Here is a 21,995-nt window from a genome sequence, read left to right as displayed (position 1 = left end):
CCTTGCTAGAGAGGGTGCAGGAGGAATTATCCCCTCATGCCTTGCATGACGGAACTGGCCGCGCCGAACGCGGTCCAGCCAGTCTATTGAAGGAGCTCCTCTTGTCTAGCCTTGCAAAGCATTAATTCTTGCGAGAAGCACCACCGATTTCGTAGGTCACTCCGGATGATCTCCAAGGAGTCGCTCTCCCGCGGCACGATGGAGCCGTGCCGCGGCTGGATCTCCGAGCCGGTCGAGGGTGTCCGCAATCCGCAGCTGAAGGGCCGCCTCCAGCCGTCCGTCGCCCGCCTTCCGGGCGGTGTCCAGGGCTTCGAGGCAGGTCCGCAGGGCGTCCTCGGGCCGCCCCGCGTACTCCTGCACCCGGGCCACCTCACCGGTCGCCCGCGCCTGCCCGGCCACGTCGCCGAGCCGGCGATACGCCCCGACGGCGGCCCGCCACGCCTTCAGCGCCTCACCCCACCGGCCCGCCTGGCTGAGCGCGCCGCCGATCCGGCCGTGCAGCCGCGCCGCGTCCGCGCTCTCACCCCGGGCGAGCCGCAGCTCCAGGGCCCGGCCGTACCAGTCGGCGGCCCGCTGCCCGTCGCCCAGCTCGGTGTACGCGCCGCCCAGCGACTCCAGCGCCCGGCCGGTGGCCATCGGGTCCTTCACCGCGCGGGCCGCCTCCAGCGCACCCCGGTAGCGGGTGGCCGCCTGTGCGGTCCGGCCCGCCTGGCCGTCCAGGTCCCCGAGGTTCAGGAGGGCGGCGGCCCGCTCCCGCGGCAGCCCGCGCCGCTCGGCGACCCGGAGGACCAGCCCGTGCAGCGCGTAGAGGTCCGGCGCGGCGGCCTCGGCGCCCTGGTGGGCCAGCAGTGTCCGGGTCAGCGCGACCATCAACCGCCGGTCCAGGGTGTCGAGTTCACCGTCCGCGACGGCGATCCGGGCGGCGTCGAGCAGGGCTCCGCGGCGGGTGCGCAGCCAGTGCGCGGCGGCGGCCCGGGAGCCGAAGCGCAGCGAACGCGGCAGCCCCGCGGTCTTCTGCCGGGCGGGGGAATCGGCCGGCTCGCCCATCGCCCGGCAGGACTGGAGCAGCCGTACGGTCCGCTCCAGCATCCGGGCCCGGGCCAGCTGGACCTCGGCCGGGCGCTCGTGCTCCGTCAGCAGATCGCGCACCAGCGGGACGAGACAGCCGGGAAGGCGGTACGGGAGATACAGGGCGGCGTCGGGCGCCCGGGCGCCGGGGACCTCGTCGTCCTCGGTGGTGACCGGCCGCAGCAGCCCGAGCGCGGCGAATTCGCCCAGCGTCGTGGTGGCCACCGCCACCGAGCAGCCGGCCAGTGCGGAGGCGATGTGCGCGTCCACCAGACCGCCCGGCGCCAGGGTGAGCAGCCGCAGCATCCGGGCGGCTGGCGCCGGCAGCGCGTCATGGGCGAGGCGGAAGGCACGGAACAGCGGCCGGGCCCCGCTGGGTAGGTCCGGCGGCACCGCAACGGCGTCCAGCGCCTGGTACAGATCGGCGACCGAGGACATCGGGCGGGCGGCGAGCCAGGCGCCCGCCAGCACCAGGGCGGCCGGCTGGCCGCCGCACTCCTCCACCACGCGGTCGGCGGTCCGCGGGTCGACGGTGATCCGGGTCGGCCCCGCGTACCGGCTGAGCACGGCGACCCCGGCCGCGCTGTCCAGGCCACCCAGGGCGCACGGCCGGACGTCCGGAATGCCGGTCAGCGGCCCCTGCGAGACCACCACGACCAGGCAGTCCGGGGCGTCCGGAAGCAGCGGTTCGACCTGGTCGGCGCCCGGTGCGTCGTCCAGGAAGAGCAGTGCCCGGCGCCCGGCGAGCGCCGCGCGCAGCCGCTCGGTCAGCTCGTCCTCGGGGGCGCCGGGCGGGGCGCCGGTGCCGAGCGCGGCCAGCAGCTCCCGTGCGGTGTGGCCGGTGTCGGCCGGTTCGCCGCCCGGCCCGGTCAGGGTGGCCCGCAGCACCCCGTCGGGGTGGTCACCGGCCAGTTCCCGCAGCAGCTCCTCGGCCAGGGCCGTACGGCCGGAACCGGGGCGCCCGGCGATCAACAGCACCCGGCTGCGGGCGCCCTTGCGGCCGGAGAGGGTGTCCAGGCCGGCCCGGGCGATATCGGCGTGCAGCGCCTTGAGCTCGCGACGCCGCCCGGTGAAGCCACCGGGGGCAGGGGCGACGGCGGTTGTGGGAAGGGCGGGGCGGGCGGGGACACCGTCCTGGCGGGGCGCCGCGCCCCGCGGTCCGGGCGCTGTCGTGGCAGGCGCTCTCCCTGCCTCCGGCGGGACGTGCCCCCCGCCCACCGCCTGGTCCGTCACCGGCTCACGCTCCCGTCCACCTGCGCGTACGAATCCGCCGCTGGGGCGGACGCTGCCGAGCGTAGTTCACGGCACGTCACGTCTCGTGCAGCGCAGGGCGGTTACGTCACCCGATCGGATCGGCGGATCATCCGACGGGCACGTCGTACGGCGGAGACGGGTCCGTCGGTCAGACCTCGAAGGGGCGGGCCGGCCACGGTGCGTCGGCCGGGCGCAGCGCGTCCAGCCCCGCACCGGCCTGGGCCGCGGTGAGGGCCAGCACCCCCACGACGAGGCAGTTGTTGTGCAGCTCACCGGCGAGCGCGCCACGGACCAGCTCGTCCTGCGGCACCCGCGCCAGCTCCATGTCGGCCTCCTCCTCGGAGACCTCGAAGCGCTCGCCCTCGGCCTCGGCCAGATCGCGGGCGAGGAAGATCCGCACGGCCTCGTCGCAGCCGCCGGGCGTGGTGTAGACATCGGTCAGCACCCGCCAGTCCTCGGCCTTGACGTGCGCTTCCTCGTACAGCTCACGCTGCGCGGCGTGCAGCGGGTTCTCCCCGGGGATGTCGAGCAGCCCGGCGGGGATCTCCCACAGCTTCTGGCGTACGGGGTGGCGGTACTGGCGCAGCACCAGCACCCGGCCCTGCTCGTCGAGTGCGAGGACGGCCACGGAACCGGGGTGGACCTGGTAGTCACGGGTGACGGTGCCGCCGTCCGGCATGACGACCGTGTCGGTGCGCACGCTGGTCTTGTTTCCGGTGAACGGCGTCGTGGTCGCGGTGACCGTCCACTCCTCCGGGGTGTCCTTGATCGCCATGGCGCGTCCTCCTGTGTGTGCCTGTACCAACGCAGAAACCGGGGCACGACCTGCGGGAGGCCGTACCCCGGCAACCGTATCCGCCGTGCTGTCCGCTACTTCGCGGCGCCCGTCTTGCGCGCGACCGCGGCCTTCACCAGCCCGGCGAAGAGCGGGTGCGGACGGGTCGGGCGGGAGCGCAGCTCCGGGTGCGCCTGGGTGGCGACCAGGTAGGGGTGGATCTCGCGCGGGTACTCGACGTACTCGACGAGCTTGTTGTCCGGGGAGGTGCCGGAGAACAGCAGCCCGGCCTTCTTCTCCAGCTCACCGCGGTAGGCGTTGTTGACCTCGTAGCGGTGGCGGTGGCGCTCCTCGACGTAGGGCTGGTCGTCGTAGACCTCGCGGACGATCGAGCCCTCGGCGAGCTTGGCGGGGTACATGCCCAGCCGCATCGTGCCGCCCATATCGCCCTCACCTGCGACGATGTCCATCTGCTCGGCCATCGTGGAGATGACCGGGTCGGCCGCGGCCGGGTCGAACTCGGTGGAGTTCGCGCCCTGGATACCGGCCAGGTTGCGGGCCGCCTCGATGACCACGCACTGGAGGCCCAGGCACAGGCCGAGCAGCGGGAGCTTGTTCTCCCGGGCGTAGGTGATCGCGCCGACCTTGCCGTCCACGCCCCGGTCGCCGAAGCCGCCGGGGATGCAGACCGCGTCACAGTCCGCGAGCTGCTCCGCGGCGCCGGCCGGGGTCTTGCAGTCGTCGGAGGTGACCCACTTCACCTTCACCCGGGCCTTGTTCGCGAAGCCGCCGGCCCGCAGCGCCTCGGTGACCGAGAGGTAGGCGTCGGGGAGGTCGATGTACTTGCCGACCAGCGCGACCCGGACCTCGTGGTCGGGGTTGTGGACGCGGTCCAGCAGGTCCTCCCACTGGGTCCAGTTCACGTCCCGGAAGGGCAGGTCCAGCTTGCGCACGACATAGGCGTCCAGGCCCTCGGTGTGCAGGACCTTGGGGATGTCGTAGATCGACGGGGCGTCGATCGCGGCGACCACCGCGGCCTCGTCGACGTCGCACATCAGCGAGATCTTGCGCTTGATGGCGGTCGGCACCTCGCGGTCGGCGCGCAGCACGATCGCGTCGGGCTGGATACCGATGTTGCGCAGCGCGGCGACGGAGTGCTGGGTCGGCTTGGTCTTCAGCTCACCGGACGGGCCGATGTAGGGGAGCAGCGAGATGTGCACGACGAAGACGTTGTCCCGGCCGACCTCGTGGCGGACCTGGCGGACGGTCTCCAGGAACGGCAGCGACTCGATGTCGCCGACGGTGCCGCCGACCTCGGTGATGACGACATCGACGTCTTCGGTCGCCATCCGCCGGATGCGGTGCTTGATCTCGTTGGTGATGTGCGGGATGACCTGCACGGTGTCGCCGAGGTACTCGCCGCGCCGCTCCTTGGCGATCACGGTGTTGTAGACCTGGCCGGTAGTGACGTTCGCGGAGCCGTCGAGGTCGACGTCCAGGAAGCGCTCGTAGTGGCCGATGTCCAGGTCGGTCTCGGCACCGTCGTTGGTGACGAAGACCTCACCGTGCTGGAACGGGTTCATCGTTCCGGGGTCGACGTTCAGATACGGGTCGAGCTTCTGCATCGTGACCCGCAGGCCGCGCGCCTTGAGGAGAGCACCCAGGCTGGAGGCGGTGAGCCCCTTGCCGAGAGAGGAGGCGACGCCCCCGGTGACGAAGAGGTGCTTGGTCGTCGTTGATTTGGGCGGCATGGCCAAGAGGGGGCTCCCGTGGTCGCGAGGTGGAGAGGTGCGAAGCGGCTCCGTCCCGGTTTTCAGGGGTGCCGTCGCTGCGGTTCGGGGGTTCTCGTGACCACCGGTCCACGGGGTACCAGGCTATCAGCGACCGGGCATGGTCGTGCCCGGCCACACACGGCGACCGTGCGGTCACGGCTGAGGTGACAGTGTCACGTGACGGAGGCCACCCGTTCGGAGCACTTCAGTCCTTGCGAGCGTCACACGGATCACCCACCTGCGTCGTATCCTGCTCGGACACTCGCTACGAGCCGTCCGGGAAGGCACCACCCCCGCCCGATTTCCGGTCCCGCTGCTCGGCGACGTTTCATGGGCAGGACGGACCAATACATACGTCCCATGGGGGGCGTGACTCCAGTTCGACGGGAGATGCACGTGGCCGGGCGCATCGAGGACTACGCACTTATCGGCGATATGCAAACCGCCGCTCTAGTGTGCCGGGACGGCACGGTGGACTGGCTGTGCCTGCCCCGCTTCGACTCGCCGGCGGTCTTTGCGGGGCTGCTGGGCACGGAGGAACACGGATTCTGGCGGCTGGGGCCGGTCAACGGCCCCGGAGGCCGGCCCGCACCGGCCGACCGCCGTCGCTACCGGGGCGATTCGCTCGTCCTGGAGTCGGAGTGGGACACCCCGCGCGGCACCGTCCGCGTGATCGACTTCATGCCGCCCCGTGACGGGGCGCCGCAGCTGATCCGCATCGTGGAGGGCGTCAGCGGCCGCGTCCCGATGCGCTCGCAGCTGCGGATGCGGTTCTCCTACGGCTGGGTCGTGCCGTGGGTGCACAAGATCGACGACCGTACGGTCGCGGTGGCCGGGCCCGACTCGGTGTGGCTGGACACCGAGGCGGAGACCTACGGCAAGGACCTGACGACCTTCTCCGACTTCACCGTTTCCCCGGGTGAGCGGATCGCGTTCACCATCAGCTGGGAGCCCTCCCACAAGCAGCCCCCGGCCGTCGCCGACCCGGAGGGGTCGCTGGAGGCCACCGAGGAGTTCTGGCGCGAGTGGGTCGAGCACTGCACGTACCACGGCCCCTACCGGGATGCGGTGGTGCGCTCGCTGATCACGCTGAAGGCGCTGACCTACGCGCCGACCGGCGGGATCGTGGCGGCGCCGACGACCTCACTGCCGGAGTGCCTGGGCGGGGTCCGTAACTGGGACTACCGCTTCACCTGGCTCCGCGACGCGGCGATCACCCTGTCCTCCCTGCTGCGCACCGGCTACCGCGAAGAGGCGCGGGCCTGGCGGGAGTGGCTGCTGCGGGCGGTGGCCGGCGACCCGGACAACCTCCAGATCATGTACGGCATCGCGGGCGAACGGGAGCTCGGCGAGAACGAACTCCACTGGCTTCCCGGCTACGAGAACTCCCGTCCCGTACGGGTCGGCAACGGCGCCGCGGGACAGCTCCAGCTCGATGTCTACGGCGAGGTCACCGAGGCGCTGCACCTGGCGCACATGACCGGGCTGGCCCGTAACGACTACGCCTCGCTGCTCCAGCTCAAGCTGATCCAGTGGGTGGAGAAGCACTGGGACGAGCCGGACGAGGGCATCTGGGAGGTCCGCGGCCCGCGCCGGCACTTCGTCCACTCCAAGGTCATGACCTGGGTCGCGGTCGACCGCACGGTCAAGCTGATCGAGTCCGGGGACGTCGACGGACCGCTGGAGCGCTGGAAGGACCTGCGCGAGACGATCCACCGGGACGTCTGCGAGAACGGCTACGACAAGGAACGCAACACCTTCACCCAGTCCTACGGCTCGCAGGAGCTGGACGCCTCACTGCTGCTGATCCCGCAGATGGGCTTCCTGCCGCCGGACGACAAGCGCGTCATCGGCACCATCGAGGCGATCCAGCGGGAACTGTCCACCGAGGACGGCTTCGTACTGCGCTACCCGACGTCGGGTGCGCACGACCTCGGGGTGGACGGTCTCGAAGGCGAGGAAGGCGCCTTCCTGGCCTGCTCGTTCTGGCTCGCCGACGACCTCGCGATGATCGGCCGGGTCGACGAGGCCCGCAAGCTCTTCGAGAAGCTGCTCTCGCTCCGCAACGACCTGGGCCTGCTCGCGGAGGAGTGGGACCCCAAGGCCCAGCGGCAAGTGGGCAACTTCCCGCAGGCGTTCAGCCATGTTCCGCTGATCGATACCGCGCTGCGGCTGACGGCCAGTGGGGCTTACGGCGGATAGCCCGCCCTTCGGCGAGCTATCCGCCCGGGGTTCTGTGGTGCCGCCCGTTTTTCGGGTGGCACCACTTTTCTGCGTCAGAACGGGGTCAGGGTGAGGGTGATCTCCTTGGGGGCGCCGTCCTCGATGTACGAGGCGAAGCCGGCGACGTCGTCGAAGGCGAAGCCGTAGGCCCGGCCGTCCCGGGACGCGGCGTGCATGGCCTTGGCGTAGTGGTTGGTCAGCCGCTGTTGGTAGAAGGCGGCCGGGTCGGTGGTGGGCTGGGCGGCATGCGAGGCCAGGGTGGAGCGGTTGAGCGCGGCGCCCAGGATGGCGGCCACCGGGCCGGTGGTGCCGTCGTTGGGGGCGGCGAGGGTGCCGTCGCAGAAGAGGACGTCGCGGGTGGAGGGCTTGTCGAAGGAGACGGTGCGGGGGCCTGCGAAGGTGAGCTTGCCGTCGCGGACCCGGCCGGTGAAGGTGCCCGCGTTCGTGGTGACGGTCAGGTCCTTGGCCGCGTAGGCGGACCATGCCTCGTCGATGGCGGGGGCGAGGTAGTCGGGGGCGAACAGTCCGCCGTCCAGGCCGTGGCCGGGGGCGATCACCCGCCGGTCGCCGATGACCAGCCGGTCGAAGCCCTCGGCGGCCTTGACGTCGGAGAAGATCCTGGCGCGGGCGCCGTCCTTGAGCGTGCCGGTGGTCTGGTCCTTGGCCCCGGTGAGCTTGATCGCGAGCGGCACGCTGAACATGTCGACCATGGTGGTGTTGCAGTACATCCCGCCGGCGTTGTACGTGAACTCGGCGCAGTCGTGCAGCACGTCGTAGTTGGGGTCGCCGGCGACCCAGCCCGCCGGGTAGGCGAGCGCGGCCTTGCCGTTGCCGTCCTCGACCGCCTTGAACTTCAGCTTGCCGCCCAGCGCGGTGTAGATCCGGCCGGACATCTGCGGCAGTTGGAGGGTTGTGGTGCCGCTCGCCGCGAGCGGTATGGCGTAGTCGGTGAAGCCGTCCGGCCCGTTGTCGGCCAGTGCCACGGGCTTGAGCTCGCCGTCCGGGGTGGCATGCACCTGCTGGGTCCCGTCGTTGCCGACGATGTAGATCCAGACCGAGGAGTTGGCGTAGGCGCCGGAGTTGTTGACGAAGTGCAGGGGCATTCCGGCGGCGGACCGGGCGGGCCCGCGGGGTGCGGCGGCCGGGGCGGGCGCGCCGTTCGCACGGCCGGCCAGGGCGATTCCGGAGGCGGCGGCGCCGGCGGCGAGACCGCCGAGCAGGGTGCGTCGAGTGATCACGAGGTGGCTCCTTGCGGGGCGGTGTGCCGATCGGTGGGGGTGACGCGGCTGGTACCGGCCCCGGCGGGCTGCGGGACGGCGGCCGTCCGGCATCCGGGCCCGACTCTCATGCACATGACATTCTCTCCTCGGCACAGTGGGGGGGTCGTGAGGAGTTCCGGGGGTTTCCCGGAGTGAGAGCGCTCTCATATCGTGCGCTGTGCACCCTGCCGACTCGATGGCAGGCCGTCAAGTCACCGCGTGGAAAAAGGAGTTGAATGGTGTCCGAGCCGAAAGGTCCGCGGCCGACGCTGGAGGCGGTCGCGGCCCGCGCCGGAGTCTCCCGCGCGACGGTGTCCCGCGTGGTCAACGGCGGTGCGGGCGTCCGGGCCGCGGTCCAGGAGCGGGTGCGCCAGGCGGTCACCGAGCTGGGCTACGTACCGAACAGCGCGGCCCGCTCCCTGGTCACCCGCCGCACCGGCGCGGTCGCCGTGGTCATCGCGGAGCCGGAGACCCGGGTCTTCAGCGATCCGTTCTTCGGACGCCAACTGCGCGGCATCAGCCGGGAACTGGCCGCCGCCGACACCCAGCTGTTGTTGATGTTCGTCGAGCACCGCGACGACTACGACCGGATCGGCCGGTATCTGTCGGCCGGGCATGTCGACGGCGCGCTGATGTTCTCGCTGCACCGCGACGACCCGCTGCCCGCCATGGCCGAGCGCGCCGGACTGCCCACCGTCTACGGCGGCCGGCCCGGCTGGGCGGGCGCCGGCCGGGGCGCGCGGCCGCTGTATGTCGACACCGACAACCGCGGGGGCGCCCGGCAGGCCGTACGCCATCTCCTCTGCCGCGGCCGCCGCCGGATCGCCGTGATCACCGGACCGCTGGACCAGACCTCCGCGGTGGACCGTCTCGACGGCTACCGCGAGGCGCTGGGCACGGCCGAGCCGGACCCGCGGCTGATCGCGGACGGCGGGTTCACGGCCGCCGGTGGCGAGCTGGCCATGGCCCAACTCCTGGACGCCGCCCCCGACCTGGACGCCGTCTTCGTCTGCTCCGACCTGATGGCGAGCGGTGCGCTGCGCACCCTGCGGGCACGGGGGCGGCGGGTGCCGGAGGAGGTGGCGGTAGTCGGCTATGACGATCTGGAACCGGCGGCCTGGGCGGATCCGCCGCTGACCACGGTGCGGCAGGACGTGGAGGAGATGGGGCGGCTGATGGCACGGCTGCTGCTGCGGCTGCTGAATCCGGGCAAGGCGGCGGAGGCGGACGCGGTGGGGCTCGCTCCGGTGATCACGGAGGCGCGGCTGGTGGTGCGGGAGTCGGGGTGACGGGCACAGGCGCCGGGAGGCGCGCGCCCTCCTGGCGCCACACGGGACGGTGATCCGGACCGCGAAGCTCCGGATAGCGGACTACGGGTACCGTCCTCGCCATGGGGCAGGAAGCGAAGATCGAAGCCGAGGTCACGGTACGCCGGGCACTGGAGCTGCCCGCGCTGCGGCGCGGTCTGCCGGAGGTGCTGGCCGGCGGGGACCGCCTGGACCGCGCGGTCCGCTGGGTACACGCGGGCGAGGTCCCGCATATCGCCTCGCTGCTCAAGGGCGGCGAACTGCTGCTGACCACCGGCCTGGGGCTGGGGGCCCGGCCGTCCGAGCAGCGCGCCTTCATCCGGAAGCTCGCGGACCGCGAGATCGCCGCGCTCGTCGTGGAGCTGGGCTCCCGCTTCGCCTCCCTGCCCGTCGCGCTGGTCGACGCCGCACGGGACTGCGGGCTGCCGCTGATCCAGCTGCACCGCGAGGTCCCGTACGTCACGGTCACCGAGGCGATCCACACCGAGATCATCAACAGCCACTACGCACTGCTGCGGCGCGCCGACGAGATCCTGCGGCGCTGCACGGACGTGCTGCTGCGCGGCGGTGGCGTCCCCGAGGTGCTCCGGCTGCTGGCCGCCTTCACCGGCAACCCGCTCTGTCTGGAGGCCCCCGACGGCAGTCCGCTCTACGCGGCGGGCCCGGAGGGCGAGGACGACGGCCCCGCGGAGGCCGACCCGCTGCTGGCCTGGGAGGGCCTGCGCGAGACCGGTCTCCGGGTCGATGTGCCCGGCGGCGGCCACGGCCCCGACGCGGTGCGCGCCCGCCTCGTCCTGCTGCCCGTCAACACGGCCTTGGCGCCAGTACACCGGATCGCCGCCGAACGCGCCGCCGATCTGCTCGCCGTCGTCATGCTCCAGTCCCGCCAGGAGGAGGTACTCGCCGCCCGGGGGCGCGGCGATTTCCTGGCCGACCTGGCGGAGGGCCGGATCTCCGCGGCCGAGGCGCCCGCACAGGCCCGCCTGCTGGGCTTCCGCCCCGGCTCCGAGCCGGTGTTCCCGGTGGTGATGCGGCTGCCGGCGGGGCTGCCCTCCCCCGGCAGCTGGGCGCTCCTCGCCCAGGCCCTGCGCGAGGAACTCGCGGCCCCCGGGGTGCCCGTACTGCTCGGCGTCCGCCCCGTGGAGGGCCGGGTGCCGATACTGGTGGCGCTGCGCGCGGGCCAGGACCGGGACGCGCTGGCCGGCCGGATCGCCGAGGCCCTGCGCGCCGGGGTGGTCCGCGCGGGCCTGGACCGGCCGGCCGCGCACCGCCCGGTGGTCGTCGTTGGAACGCCCGGTGACTGGGCGGCGGCGGGCCCCGGTCTCCAGCACGCGGCGGAGACGGCGGCCGCGGCCCAGGGCCTGCCGGAACAACCCTGGTACGACGCCCGCCGGCTGGATATCGAGCTGTTGCTGTGGCGGATGCGCGAACACGGCGAGCAGGGTGTGCTCACCGACTTCGTGGAACGCGCCATCGGGCCGCTGCTGGCCCATGACCGGGCCGCCCGTCAGCCGCTGCTGCCGACGCTGGAGGCCTATCTGGCCAGCGCGGGCCGCAAGGCCGAGACCGCCCGCGATCTGAATGTGAACCGGCAGACGCTGTACGACCGGCTGGCCCGCATCGCCCAACTGCTCGGCACGGACCTGGACGATCCGCAGACCGTCCTGGGCCTGCGGCTGGCGCTGCGCGCCCGGCGCCACACGGACAAGCCGTAACGGGCGGGGGCCACCGGGGGCGGCGGGTTGGCCCGCGAGCGTCTCGGCCGGCGTCCCCACGGGATGACTGCTCAGCCGGCCCGCCGTAGTGGCAGGCCTGGCCGTCTCCTGGCCGGCCCGGCCTCTCCCGGCTAGACCGGCTGAATCGGCTGGGTCAACTCGTCGTAGACGCTGAGGACCTGGGTGACGGTGTCGTTCTCGCTGGGCCAGCCGGCCGCCTGGGCGCGACCCGCCGCGGCGAGCGCGTCCCGCCGGGCGGGGTCGGCGAGGAGCGCGAGAACGGTACGGGCCAGGGCGGCGGCATCCCCGTAGCGGACCAGTTCCGCGGCCGGGCCGACCAGTTCGCGGGTGCCTCCGGTATCGGTGGCGACCAGCGGCACGCCGGCCCGCAGCGCCTCCTGAGCGATCAGCGAACGCGCCTCCCACCGGCTGGGCAGCACCACCAGGTCCGCGGCGGCGAGGAGTTCGGGGACGTCGTCACGGCGTCCGAGGAGCTGGACGGGCAGCTGCTCGCTGTCGATCCGCCGCTGAAGCGCGCTCCGCCGTTCGCCCTCCCCCGCGATGGCGACCAACGGCTGCGGGTCGAGCGCGCACCAGGCGTGCGCCGCGTCCAGCAGCAGGTCATGGCCCTGGTTCGGATCGAGTCGGCCCACCGCGAGCAGCAACGGGCGGTCCACCGCGCCCAGTTCGGCCCGTTCCTTGTGACGCGTCCGGTCATGCTCCTCGAGCGCGTCCGGTGTGCCACCGGACCGGGGGCGCGGAATCGCGACCGGCGCAAGCCGCGCATCACGGGCGCCCCGCTCACGCGCCCGGTCCACGAGATCGGAACAAGCCCCCAGCACCACGGCGGCCGCCCGTGCCACCCGCCGCTCCATCAGATGCACCACCCCGGCTCGCGCACCTTCGGTGTGCGCCTTGGTGTGCCAGGTGATGACCAGGGGGACCCGCCGCCCGCCCCGTGGGCCGCGCAGTCCGCGCAACGCCATCGAGGCCCGCAGCCCGGCCCGCAGGCCGTGCGCATGGACGAGGTCGGCGTCCCAGCAGGCGCTGCGCAGTACGGCCACGCTCGCCGGATCCATCCGCGGCGGGACCTGCACGAACCGCGCACCCGCCCCGGTGAAGTCGTAGGCCTCCTCGGTTTCTGGGGTGGCACAGACCGACACCCGGACCCCGCGTGCGACCAGTCCTTCGGCCAGCGAGCGGACATGCGCCGCGCTGCCGGCGCTGCCGTGCCCGAGCACCTGGACCGTGCGCAGCGGTGACAGCCCGTGCGCCGAGGTCGGGGTGCTGATCACGTGGTCGGACTCCTGGATCGGGGGGCGGGCGGGCCGTACCGGCGGGTCGGTCCGCTGAGCTGCGGCGCGCGGCCGGCGGCCACCTGCCTGCCCGGCGACGGGTCAGGACGCGGACAGCGGGCCCGGGACTGCGCACCGCGCCCAGGATGCCAGCCCGGCGGGGTCAAATCGGCACCGTCCGGCCGCCGTTCCGGTGGGAAGTCTCACCCCAGCACCCACCAGATCACCCACATGGGCGACAAACCGCCCGCGCTGATTCATGGCTCCCAAGGGTGAATCCACTCCCCGGAGTGCGCCTCGCGCCGCCTCACAGGGCGCGTGCGCCGCCGCTCGGAGCGCGGCCGGTGTTTGGCCGAATAAGGAATTGCTGTGGGAGGGGCGATGCCGGGAATGGGCAGTCTGGCTGCGTATGGCTCCCGGGGGCGGGTCGGGAGCCCCCGCCCCCCACGAAGCGGCTCACTCGGGCTCCTCCACCCGGGCCAAAAAACTTCGGCCGGCGATGTCGAGAACCCGTGACCCGCTCCGTCCCCGGGGTGAACGCGACCACAATGGGACGCACCAGCACCGAGGAGAACACCATGGCCAAGTACCTGCTGCTCAAGCACTACCGAGGCGCTCCGGCCGCGGTCAACGACGTGCCCATGGACCAGTGGACGCCGGAGGAGATCTCGGCACACATGGGGTACATGCAGGACTTCGCGGACCGGCTGGAAAAGACCGGAGAGTTCGTCGACGGTCAGGCGCTCGCCCCCGAGGGCACATGGGTCCAGTACGGCGGTGAGGGGCGTCCGCCGGTCACCGACGGCCCGTTCGCCGAGACCAAGGACCTCATCGCCGGGTGGATGGTGATCGACGTCGACAGCTACGAGCGCGCCGTCGAGCTGGCCGGGGAACTGTCGGCCGCCCCCGGGGCGGGCGGGAAGCCGATCCACGAGTGGCTGGAGCTGCGCCCGTTCCTGACCGCGCCGCCCACCATCACGGAGTGAGCGCACCGATGGACGAGGCCCTGCTCCGGAGCCTCACGCCGAGCGTCCTTGCGATCCTCGTCCGCCGCGGAGCCGACTTCACGGCGGCCGAGGACGCCGTGCAGGACGCGCTGGTCGAGGCGGTCCGCGTCTGGCCGGCCGACCCTCCGCGGGATCCCAAGGGCTGGCTGGTCACCGTGGCCTGGCGCCGGTTCCTCGACGCGACCCGGGCGGACGCCGCCCGCCGCCGGCGCGAGGACCTCGTCGACGAGGAGCCGGCGCCCGGCCCCGCGCCCGGGGTGGACGACACGCTCCAGCTCTACTTCCTGTGCGCCCACCCGTCGCTGACGCCGTCGTCCGCGGTGGCGCTCACCCTGCGCGCCGTCGGCGGGCTCACCACCCGCCAGATCGCCCAGGCCTACCTGGTGCCCGAGGCGACCATGGCGCAGCGCATCAGCCGTGCCAAGCGCACCGTCTCCGGCGCGGGAGTTTCCCCTGCTCAAGCCAAGCCGAGCGCTCGGGGAAGGTTGGACCGGCCCGGCGACGTCGCCACCGTGCTGCGCGTCCTCTACCTGGTCTTCAACGAGGGCTACTCCGGCGACGTCGACCTCGCCGCCGAGGCCATCCGGCTCACCCGGCAGCTGGCGGCCGCGATCGACCACCCCGAGGTGGCGGGGCTGCTCGCCCTCATGCTGCTCCACCACGCCCGGCGCGCCACCCGGACCGCGCCCGACGGCAGCCTGGTGCCGCTCGCCGAGCAGGACCGCGGCCGGTGGGACACCGAGTCGATCGCCGAGGGCGTCGAGATCCTTCAGGCGGCCCTCGCGCGCGACCGGCTGGGCGAATTCCAGGCTCAGGCCGCCATCGCGGCACTCCACGCCGACGCGCCCACCGCCGAGGAGACCGACTGGGTGCAGATCGTCGAGTGGTACGACGAGCTCGCGCGCCTGACCGACAGCCCGGTTGTCCGGCTCAACCGCGCGGTGGCCGTCGGCGAGGCCGACGGACCACGTGCCGGGCTGGCGGCGCTCGCGGCCCTGAACGACTCCCTGCCCCGCCACGCCGCGGTGGCGGCCTACCTCCACGAGCGCGACGGCGACCCGGCGACGGCGGCCCGGCTGTACGCCGAGGCGGCCCGGAAGGCACCCAACCTCGCCGAGCGCGACTACCTCACGCGCCAGGCCGCCCGGCTCAACACCGGCCGGGGTCGGTGACGGGGCGCGCTCGGATTGCGCGCGGGATTTGGCGCGGCTTTGTTGGGCTGACCGATCATGGTGGGTCGGGGGGGTGGAGGTCAGCCGCACTACGCGTGGCTGCGGGCTCGGAGCGTCGCCGCCGCCCGGCTGACACGGTCCCCCGCGGCCGCGGCGGCGATCAGTCCGGCGGCATGCGCGGCCAGGCCCCGGCGGCCGTTGCCCGTGACGATGGCGAGACCGAGCGCTGCGCCCAGGGCGTGCGCCCCGGCGTCCCCGATCATCGTCCGCTCCCCGAGGTCGTCGCCGAGGACGGCGGCCGCGGCCCCCATGGGCGCGGCGGACAGGGCGCCCGCCGAGCCGCGGCGCAGCAGCCCGGGGGCACCGATGGCCATTACGGCGCCGGCCGCCCGGCCCGGCCGGACGTCCAGGAGGTTCACCAGGTGCGCCGAGCCCGCGATCACCACGCCTGCCAGCACTTTGTCGGACGGTCGCTCCTTGAGGAGGGCGCCGGCCGCGAGCCCGGCGGCGCCGATCCCGAACAGCTTCACCGCCCCACTGGTGACTTCCTTGTGCCGGAGTGCCGAGAGGTGCGCCCGGAATCCGCGGCGTGGATCACTGGCACCGAACACGTCGTCGTACGCGCCACAGCCTCCGGCGGCCAGTACTGCCAGCGCCCCGGCGGCCCGGGTCCGCGCGGGCAGCCCCGGTGCGGTGACGGCGGCGAGGGCGGTCCCGGTGGCCGTGGCGAGGCCCGCGTGCAGGTTCACGATCCGGCCGGCGTAATTCTTCCGCTCCCAGAGGACGGCACCGCCCGGCGGGCGCTTCCTGAGCGCCGTATACACGGCCCGGGTCGCCCCTGCCGCCCCCAGGAGCACCGAGAACCGCCCCGACGCCCTGCCGCCCGCCACCGCCGCCATGTCACGCCCCTCACCCGGCACCCTGCCGTGCTCGGCTCCCGTCACCCTAGGGGCGAGCGCCGCCCGGTCACGCGGGAACGACGCCTCCGGCGACCGGTGGCATGTGCCGGTGCCGGTGCCGGTGACCGACGATCGGTGGCCGGTGGCCGGTGAGAGAGTTGAAGCGCCCCGGGCGCCCCGCCGCTTCCTAGTTGCCCGTACGCGCCGTCTCCAGCAGCTCTTCCGCATGCGCGCGGGCCGTTTCGGAGTCCTCCTGGCCGGCCAGCATCCGGGAGAGTTCGCGGACCCGCTCCTCGCCTTCCAGGACCGTGACACCGCTCCTGGTGACCGAGCCGTCGTTCGTCTTCGCCACCAGCAGCTGGCGGTCCGCGAACGCCGCGACCTGCGGGAGGTGCGTGACGACCACGACCTGCGCCGACTTCGCGAGCCTGGCCAGCCGCCTGCCGACCTCGACGGCCGCCTTGCCGCCGACGCCCGCGTCGACCTCGTCGAAGAGGTAGGTCGGGACGGGGTCGGAGCCGGCGAAGACCACCTCCACGGCGAGCATCACCCGGGAGAGCTCACCGCCGGACGCCCCCTTGGCGATCGGCCGGGGCGGTGCGCCCGGGTGCGGGGCCAGGAGTAGTTCGACCTCATCGGCGCCGGCCGGTCCATAGGCCACCGTGCGGCCGCCGACCTCGATGCCGTCGGCACCCTCGGCGACCTCGGTCTGGCGGATCTCGACGGTCACCCGGGCGTGCGGCATGGCGAGTTCGGCCAGTTCGGCGGTGACCGCGTCGGCGAAACGCTTCGCCGAGGCCGTACGGGCATCGGTCAATGTTTGTGCCAGTTCGCCCAGTTCGTTGCGGAGTGCGTCCCGCTCGGCGGTCAGCTCGCCGATCCGGTCGTCATCGCCGTCCAGTTCGGCGAGCCGGGAGGCGCTCTCCTCGGCCCAGGCCAGCACCGTCGTGATGTCCTGGCCGTATTTGCGGGTCAGATGGTTCAGCGCGGCACGGCGCTCCTCGACCGCGGCGAGCCGCAACGGGTCGGCGTCCAGCCCGTCCGCGTAGCCGGCCAGCTCGCCCGCCACATCCGCCATCAGGATGCCGATCTCGCCGAGCCGCTCGGCGAGCCCGGCGAGCTCCCGGTCGTGGCTGCGTACGGCCTCCAGTGCGCGATGGGCGCCGGCGACCAACGTGGTGGCGTCGACGCCCTCGGGGTCCTCGGGATTGCCGGCCAGCGCGGCGTGCGCGAGGGTCGCGGCGGAGGCCAGTGCCTCGGCGTGGCCGAGCCGCTCCGCCTCGGCGGCGAGTTCGGTGTCCTCACCGGGCTGTGGCTCGGCCGCCGCGATCTCGTCCAGGCCGTACCGCAGCAGATCGGCTTCCTGTGAGCGTTCGCGGGCCCGGGTGGTGAGCTCGTCCAGCTCGGTGGCGACGGCACGCAGCCGGCGGTGGGCGGCGGTGTACTTGGCCAGCGGGACCGCGACCGTGTCTCCGGCGTAGCGGTCCAGGGCCTGGCGCTGGCGGGCCGGCCGCAGCAGGCCCTGCTGGTCGGTCTGGCCGTGTACGGCGACCAGGTCGTCGGCCAACTCCGCGAGGAGGCCGACGGGTACGGAACGGCCTCCCACATGGGCGCGTGAACGGCCCTCCGCGGAGAGCGTGCGGCTGATCAGCAGTGCGCCGTCGTCCAGCTCCGCACCGGCCTCCTCGGCCCGTACCGCGGCGGGGGCCTGGGGGCCGACGCTGATCCTGCCCTCCACGACCGCCGATTTGGCGCCGATCCGCACCAGGGCGGGGTCGGCGCGCCCGCCGAGCAGCAGGCCGAGGCTGGTGACGACCATGGTCTTGCCCGCGCCCGTCTCGCCGGTCACCGCCGTGAAGCCGGGGGACAGCTCGACAACGGCGTCGTCAATGACACCCAGGGACCGGATCCGCATCTCCTCCAACACGGATACGACCTTACGAGGTCCCGGGGTCGCCCCGCGACGGCCTCCCCTCACTCCTGCCCCCGGCCCTGCGGAAAACCGCACCAAAAGAATGGGGAATTCCGCATGGTGCGTGATCACGCTCCGCCGTCAAGCTGATCACAGTCCGGAACGAAAGGTGTGCTCATGTCCAGCGGATCGACGTATGTATCGACGTATGCGGGGTGGTGCGGTCACCGGCCCGCGGCGGGCAGGACAGCGGTGGTCAGGCGGGGTGCGGTGGCCGTGGCCGGCGCATCGGTGAGGCGGCTCGTCGCGTCGATGAGGCGATTCATCGCGGCCGGCGCGGAGGCCCTGCCGCCCGCCGCGGGCCGGGCGGTGACGGCCGGCGGCGCCGGGGCGGGCACGGCCGTCACTCTGCTCCACGATTTGGTCCACATGTCGATATTCGCGAGCGTCTCGGCGAAGGGCCGGGCAGTCGCCCGACAGCGCCGCGGATGCGCGACGCTCCGCGCGACCGGCGCCCGCTGCCACCGGGCCTGGTGGCAGCACGGTCGCACCGGACACCCCTTAGTGCGGCGCCCCCCGCCACCCCGCCACGGGGAGGGCGAACTTGGCGACCAGGCGGTCCGTGAAGGAGGCATGGTGCAGACGGGCCAGGCGTACGGGCACGGCGCCGCGGCGGACCTCGACGCGGGCGCCGGCGGGGAGTTCGACACTGCGGCGGCCGTCGCACCAGAGAATGCCGTGCGGCGTCTTGGGCTGGACCTCGACCGCCAGCACGGAACGCGGCGAGGTGACCAGCGGCTTGGCGAACAGGGCATGGGCGCTGATCGGGACCATCAGCAGGGCCTCGACCTCGGGCCAGACCACCGGCCCGCCGGCCGAGAAGGCGTATGCGGTCGAACCGGTCGGGGTCGCACAGACCACGCCGTCGCCACCGAAGCGCGAGACGGGCCGGCCGTCGACCTCGGTCACCACCTCCAGCATCCGCTCCCGTGCGGCCTTCTCCACCGACGCCTCGTTCAGGGCCCAATCGGTGTGTACGACATTGCCGTTGTTGCGGACGAGGACATCGAGCGTCATCCGCTCCTCGACCTCGTACGCCCGGGTGACGACCCGGTCGACGACCTTGTCGAGGTCGTCGCGCTCGGCCTCCGCGAGGAAGCCGACCCGGCCGAGATTGACGCCGAGCATCGGCACCCCGGACGTCCGGGCGAAGTCCGCGCCGCGCAGCAGCGTGCCGTCCCCGCCCAGCACGACCAGGAGTTCACAGCCCTCGGCGGCGCACTGCTCGGAGTCGACGCGCTGGACCGACGAAGGCAGCGGCAGATCCGCCGCCTCCTCCGCCAGCACCCGTACCCCGATGCCGCTGCGCAGCAGCCCCTGGACAACGAGTTCGGCACTGCGGATGGCCGCGGGACGGCCCGTGTGTGCGAGCAGGAACACCGTCCGCCCGGCTCCGGTGTTCTCGTGTGCTGCGCTGCCTTCAACTGCATGGGTAGTGGTCAACGAGGCCCCTCCGCCACTGCACGGTCGACGTCCGCCGGGTCGAGTGCAGGCGCCCCGGCGCGCAGCCACAGAAAGTACTCGACATTCCCGGAAGGTCCAGGCAGTGGGCTCGCAGTTACGCCAAGTACGCCAAATTCCAGTTCGGCGGCCCGGCTCGCGACCGCGCGGACGGCCTCGGCCCGCAGTTCCGCGCTGCGCACCACCCCGCCGCTGCCCAGCCGCTCCTTGCCGACCTCGAACTGCGGCTTGACCATCAGCACCAGATCCGCGTCGGGCGCCGCACAGCGCGCCAGTGCGGGCAGTACGAGCCCCAGCGGGATGAACGAGAGATCGCCGACGACGAGATCGACGGGCTCCGAGTCGATCTGCTCCAGGGTCAGTTCGCGGACGTTGGTGCGGTCCTTCACGGTGACCCGCTCGTCGCTCTGGAGCGACCAGGCGAGCTGTCCGTATCCGACGTCGACGGCGACGACATGACGCGCGCCGGCCCGCAGCAGGACATCGGTGAAGCCACCGGTCGAGGCGCCCGCGTCCAGCGCCCGGCGGCCCTCGATCTTCAGGCCGAGCGGGACGAAGGCGGCGAATGCTCCGGCGAGCTTGTGCCCGCCGCGCGAGACATAGTCGGGGTCGCTCTCGTCCTCTCGGACGACCACGGCCGCGCTGGTCTCCACCTGGGTGGCCGGTTTGGTCGCGGTCGCCCCGCCGACGGTCACCCGGCCCGCGGCGATCAGCTGGCTGGCGTGCTCGCGCGAACGGGCCAGCTTGCGGCGCACCAGCTCCGCATCGAGTCGGCGTCGTGCCACTCCTGCCACCTGTGGTTCAGCTCCTGTTGTCGTGCGTCGTCGAGGAAGGGGCGGGCGGCCCGGGGTGCTGGTCGAGACCGGCCAGCACATCGCGCAGCCCACGATGCACATCCTCGTACACCCGGAGGTGTTCGCTCGCGGGGAGGTGGTCGGCATCGGCGAGGCGCCGCAGCCCGGTATCGACCGCGGCCTCACCGGTCGGTGTCACGCCCACCCCGATCGGCTGCGGCCCGGCGGGCCCCTCCGCCTCGCCCACGGCGCCCGACCGGCCCTGTCCGCCCGACTCAGCAGTACCCCCAGGCTCAGCGGCAGCGCCCGGCTCGGTGCCACTGCCCGGCTCGGCGGCATCGCCCCGCTCCGCGCCACCGCCCCGCTCCGCGCCACCGCCCCGCTCGGCGGATGCATCCGGCCCTGCGGCGACATCCGGCCCTGCCGCACCATCCGATGCTGCGGCACCGTGCGGCCCGACGAGACCGGCCAGCAGACCACCCGCGGTGCTCATGGCTCCGCTGCCTTCGCGCGGCCCGGGTTCCCTCGGTTCCGCGGGCTCCATCGGCTCACCTGGCGCGGCTTGCGCGGGCGCCTCCGGCTCCGGGCCGGACGTCGGCTCTTCCATGCCCCCGACGCTACCTCGGCGAAGCCGGTCGAGGAGGAACGAGCCGTCCCCGACCTGGCGTATCGTCGCTCACGATGGCAACTCTCGACCAGTGCCGCGCCGCTCTCGACCGGCTGGCCCAGAACCTGTCCTCGGCCGACGGCAGTGTCCGCCAGGCCGCCACGTTCAACCGCTCACTCAGCTGCCGCATCACGGACCTCGATGTGACCTTCCTCGGGCGGCTGACCGACGGCACCATCCAGGAGGTGACCAACGTCCCCGGCCCGCCCCCGCACAAGGCCGACATCCGGCTGTCCATGGCCGGCGACGACCTGGTGTCCCTGGTGGACGGCGAGCTGAACTTCGCCAAGGCCTGGGGCAGCGGCCGCGTCAAGCTGGAGGCCGGCCTACGCGACCTGCTCCGCCTCAGGACACTGCTGTAACAGCAGCCCCAGCCCGTCGCGCCCCCTGCCCCCTACCGACCGCTCCCCCGCCCAACCCCCGCCGAAGCCTCCTCAGCCGACGCCGACGCCCCAGGCTCCACGACCCGCCCCCCGCGCCCACCCCCGTTACGCGACTTGCGCGCCGCGGGCACGACCAGCGGGGTGCCGCTCTCCGGGTCCTCGATGATCTGGCAGCCGAGGCCGAAGACCTGCTTCACCAGTTCCGCCGTGACGATGTCGGTCGGGGCACCCTCGGCGATGACCGCGCCGTCCTTCATGGCGATGAGGTGCGTCGCGTAACGGGCCGCGTGATTGAGGTCGTGGAGCACCGCGACCAGCGTGCGCCCCTGCTCCTCGTGGAGCTCGGCGCACAGATCGAGCACCTCGATCTGGTGCTGGATGTCCAGATAGGTCGTCGGCTCGTCCAGCAGGAACAGCGGGGTCTGCTGGGCGAGCGCCATCGCGATCCATACCCGCTGCCGCTGGCCGCCGGACAGCTCGTCGACATAGCGTTCGGCCAGCTCACCGACGCCGGTGGCCGCCATCGACTCCTCGACGATCCGCTCGTCCTCGGGCGACCACTGCCGCAGCAGTCCCTGGTGCGGATAGCGGCCGCGGGCCACCAGATCCGCCACGGTGATCCCGTCCGGGGCGATCGAGGACTGCGGCAGCAGCCCGAGCGTCCTGGCGACCTTCTTGGCCGGCAGCGAGGAGATCGCCGCGCCGTCGAGCAGGACCGATCCACTGGCCGGTTTGAGCATCCGCGAGAGTGCGCGCAGCAGTGTGGACTTACCGCAGGCGTTGGGGCCGACGATGACCGTGAAGGAGTGGTCGGGGATGGCGACCGAGAGGTTCTCGGCGATGACCCGCTGGTCGTAGGCGAGGGTGACATTCTCGGCCGAGAGACGGCTCACTTCGGAACTCCTGGGGTTGTCGTGTCACTGCTGTTCGCCGGCCCAACACCGGCCGCACCGTCGCCGCCCGGGCGCCGCA

At 73.0% G+C, this 21,995-nt stretch carries 18 protein-coding genes; 6 read left to right on the top strand and 12 right to left on the bottom strand.

All coding sequences use genetic code 11. The features are described from left to right. Positions 1–156: 156 nt before the first annotated feature. From AC3EUV_RS35225 to pyrG, 3 genes are all read right to left on the bottom strand, one after another. Positions 157–2,301 (bottom strand): tetratricopeptide repeat protein, encoded by a 2,145-nt coding sequence (locus AC3EUV_RS35225; RefSeq protein WP_435604678.1) that lies wholly within the window; start codon positions 2,299–2,301, stop codon positions 157–159. Positions 2,302–2,470: 169 nt separating this feature from the next. Continuing rightward, entirely contained in the window at positions 2,471–3,097 is a 627-nt protein-coding gene (locus AC3EUV_RS35220; RefSeq protein ID WP_435604677.1) for an NUDIX domain-containing protein, read from the bottom strand. A gap of 95 nt (positions 3,098–3,192) precedes the next feature. Next, complete coding sequence (gene pyrG / locus AC3EUV_RS35215; protein ID WP_387246304.1) at positions 3,193–4,848, bottom strand: CTP synthase; 1,656 nt, start codon at positions 4,846–4,848, stop codon at positions 3,193–3,195. Between the two features lie 411 nt (positions 4,849–5,259). Here pyrG and AC3EUV_RS35210 point away from each other — a divergent pair, with 411 nt between their 5' ends. Continuing rightward, positions 5,260–7,071: a glycoside hydrolase family 15 protein gene (locus AC3EUV_RS35210; RefSeq protein WP_432141951.1), complete on the top strand. Its 1,812-nt coding sequence runs from the start codon at positions 5,260–5,262 to the stop codon at positions 7,069–7,071. Positions 7,072–7,145: 74 nt separating this feature from the next. Here the strand turns inward: AC3EUV_RS35210 and AC3EUV_RS35205 are convergent, their stop codons facing one another. Beyond that, complete coding sequence (locus tag AC3EUV_RS35205) at positions 7,146–8,330, bottom strand: beta-1,3-glucanase family protein (RefSeq protein ID WP_435604676.1); 1,185 nt, start codon at positions 8,328–8,330, stop codon at positions 7,146–7,148. A gap of 257 nt (positions 8,331–8,587) precedes the next feature. Here AC3EUV_RS35205 and AC3EUV_RS35200 point away from each other — a divergent pair, with 257 nt between their 5' ends. Together AC3EUV_RS35200 and AC3EUV_RS35195 are read left to right on the top strand one after the other, a co-directional pair. Next, a complete protein-coding gene (locus AC3EUV_RS35200; protein ID WP_432141807.1) occupies positions 8,588–9,640 on the top strand; it encodes a LacI family DNA-binding transcriptional regulator in 1,053 nt (350 codons plus the stop codon). A gap of 101 nt (positions 9,641–9,741) precedes the next feature. Continuing rightward, complete coding sequence (locus tag AC3EUV_RS35195) at positions 9,742–11,373, top strand: PucR family transcriptional regulator (protein ID WP_432141806.1); 1,632 nt, start codon at positions 9,742–9,744, stop codon at positions 11,371–11,373. 131 nt (positions 11,374–11,504) lie between these two features. Here the strand turns inward: AC3EUV_RS35195 and AC3EUV_RS35190 are convergent, their stop codons facing one another. Then, positions 11,505–12,668, bottom strand: a complete 1,164-nt coding sequence (locus AC3EUV_RS35190; protein WP_432141805.1) for a glycosyltransferase family 4 protein — start codon at positions 12,666–12,668, stop codon at positions 11,505–11,507. A 578-nt stretch (positions 12,669–13,246) separates the two neighbouring features. Here AC3EUV_RS35190 and AC3EUV_RS35185 point away from each other — a divergent pair. Together AC3EUV_RS35185 and AC3EUV_RS35180 are read left to right on the top strand one after the other, a co-directional pair. After that, positions 13,247–13,654 carry a YciI family protein gene (locus AC3EUV_RS35185; protein WP_432141950.1) on the top strand — a complete coding sequence of 136 codons (408 nt, stop codon included), beginning with the start codon at positions 13,247–13,249 and terminating at the stop codon, positions 13,652–13,654. Between the two features lie 8 nt (positions 13,655–13,662). Continuing rightward, positions 13,663–14,847, top strand: coding sequence for an RNA polymerase sigma factor (locus AC3EUV_RS35180; RefSeq protein WP_432141949.1), 1,185 nt, complete (start codon positions 13,663–13,665; stop codon positions 14,845–14,847). A gap of 89 nt (positions 14,848–14,936) precedes the next feature. On the opposite strand, the gene AC3EUV_RS35175 is transcribed toward AC3EUV_RS35180, so the two are convergent. The 6 genes from AC3EUV_RS35175 to AC3EUV_RS35150 form a co-directional block, all read right to left on the bottom strand. Then, complete coding sequence (locus tag AC3EUV_RS35175) at positions 14,937–15,746, bottom strand: hypothetical protein (protein ID WP_435604675.1); 810 nt, start codon at positions 15,744–15,746, stop codon at positions 14,937–14,939. A gap of 187 nt (positions 15,747–15,933) precedes the next feature. Further along, entirely contained in the window at positions 15,934–17,661 is a 1,728-nt protein-coding gene (gene recN, locus AC3EUV_RS35170) for a DNA repair protein RecN (RefSeq protein WP_432141948.1), read from the bottom strand. A gap of 221 nt (positions 17,662–17,882) precedes the next feature. Next, positions 17,883–18,056 (bottom strand): hypothetical protein, encoded by a 174-nt coding sequence (locus tag AC3EUV_RS35165; protein WP_432141803.1) that lies wholly within the window; start codon positions 18,054–18,056, stop codon positions 17,883–17,885. A gap of 163 nt (positions 18,057–18,219) precedes the next feature. Then, positions 18,220–19,161 (bottom strand): NAD kinase, encoded by a 942-nt coding sequence (locus tag AC3EUV_RS35160; protein ID WP_229893503.1) that lies wholly within the window; start codon positions 19,159–19,161, stop codon positions 18,220–18,222. Then, positions 19,158–19,973, bottom strand: a complete 816-nt coding sequence (locus AC3EUV_RS35155) for a TlyA family RNA methyltransferase (RefSeq protein ID WP_388196217.1) — start codon at positions 19,971–19,973, stop codon at positions 19,158–19,160. The genes AC3EUV_RS35160 and AC3EUV_RS35155 overlap by 4 nt, the downstream gene beginning before the upstream one ends. 7 nt (positions 19,974–19,980) lie before the next feature. Further along, positions 19,981–20,466 (bottom strand): hypothetical protein, encoded by a 486-nt coding sequence (locus tag AC3EUV_RS35150; RefSeq protein WP_432141802.1) that lies wholly within the window; start codon positions 20,464–20,466, stop codon positions 19,981–19,983. A 188-nt stretch (positions 20,467–20,654) separates the two neighbouring features. Between AC3EUV_RS35150 and AC3EUV_RS35145 the strand changes: the two genes are divergently transcribed. Next, positions 20,655–21,002: an SCP2 sterol-binding domain-containing protein gene (locus tag AC3EUV_RS35145; protein ID WP_432141801.1), complete on the top strand. Its 348-nt coding sequence runs from the start codon at positions 20,655–20,657 to the stop codon at positions 21,000–21,002. A 32-nt stretch (positions 21,003–21,034) separates the two neighbouring features. Here the strand turns inward: AC3EUV_RS35145 and AC3EUV_RS35140 are convergent, their stop codons facing one another. Beyond that, on the bottom strand, positions 21,035–21,916 hold the full coding sequence (locus tag AC3EUV_RS35140; protein WP_435604674.1) for an ABC transporter ATP-binding protein: 882 nt from the start codon (positions 21,914–21,916) through the stop codon (positions 21,035–21,037). Between the last annotated feature and the right edge of the window lie 79 nt (positions 21,917–21,995).

The sequence above is a fragment of the Streptomyces sp. bgisy130 genome (assembly GCF_057708345.1).
The sequence above is the reverse complement of the archived record's forward strand: the minus strand, read 5'-3'. Positions and strand labels throughout refer to the sequence as shown.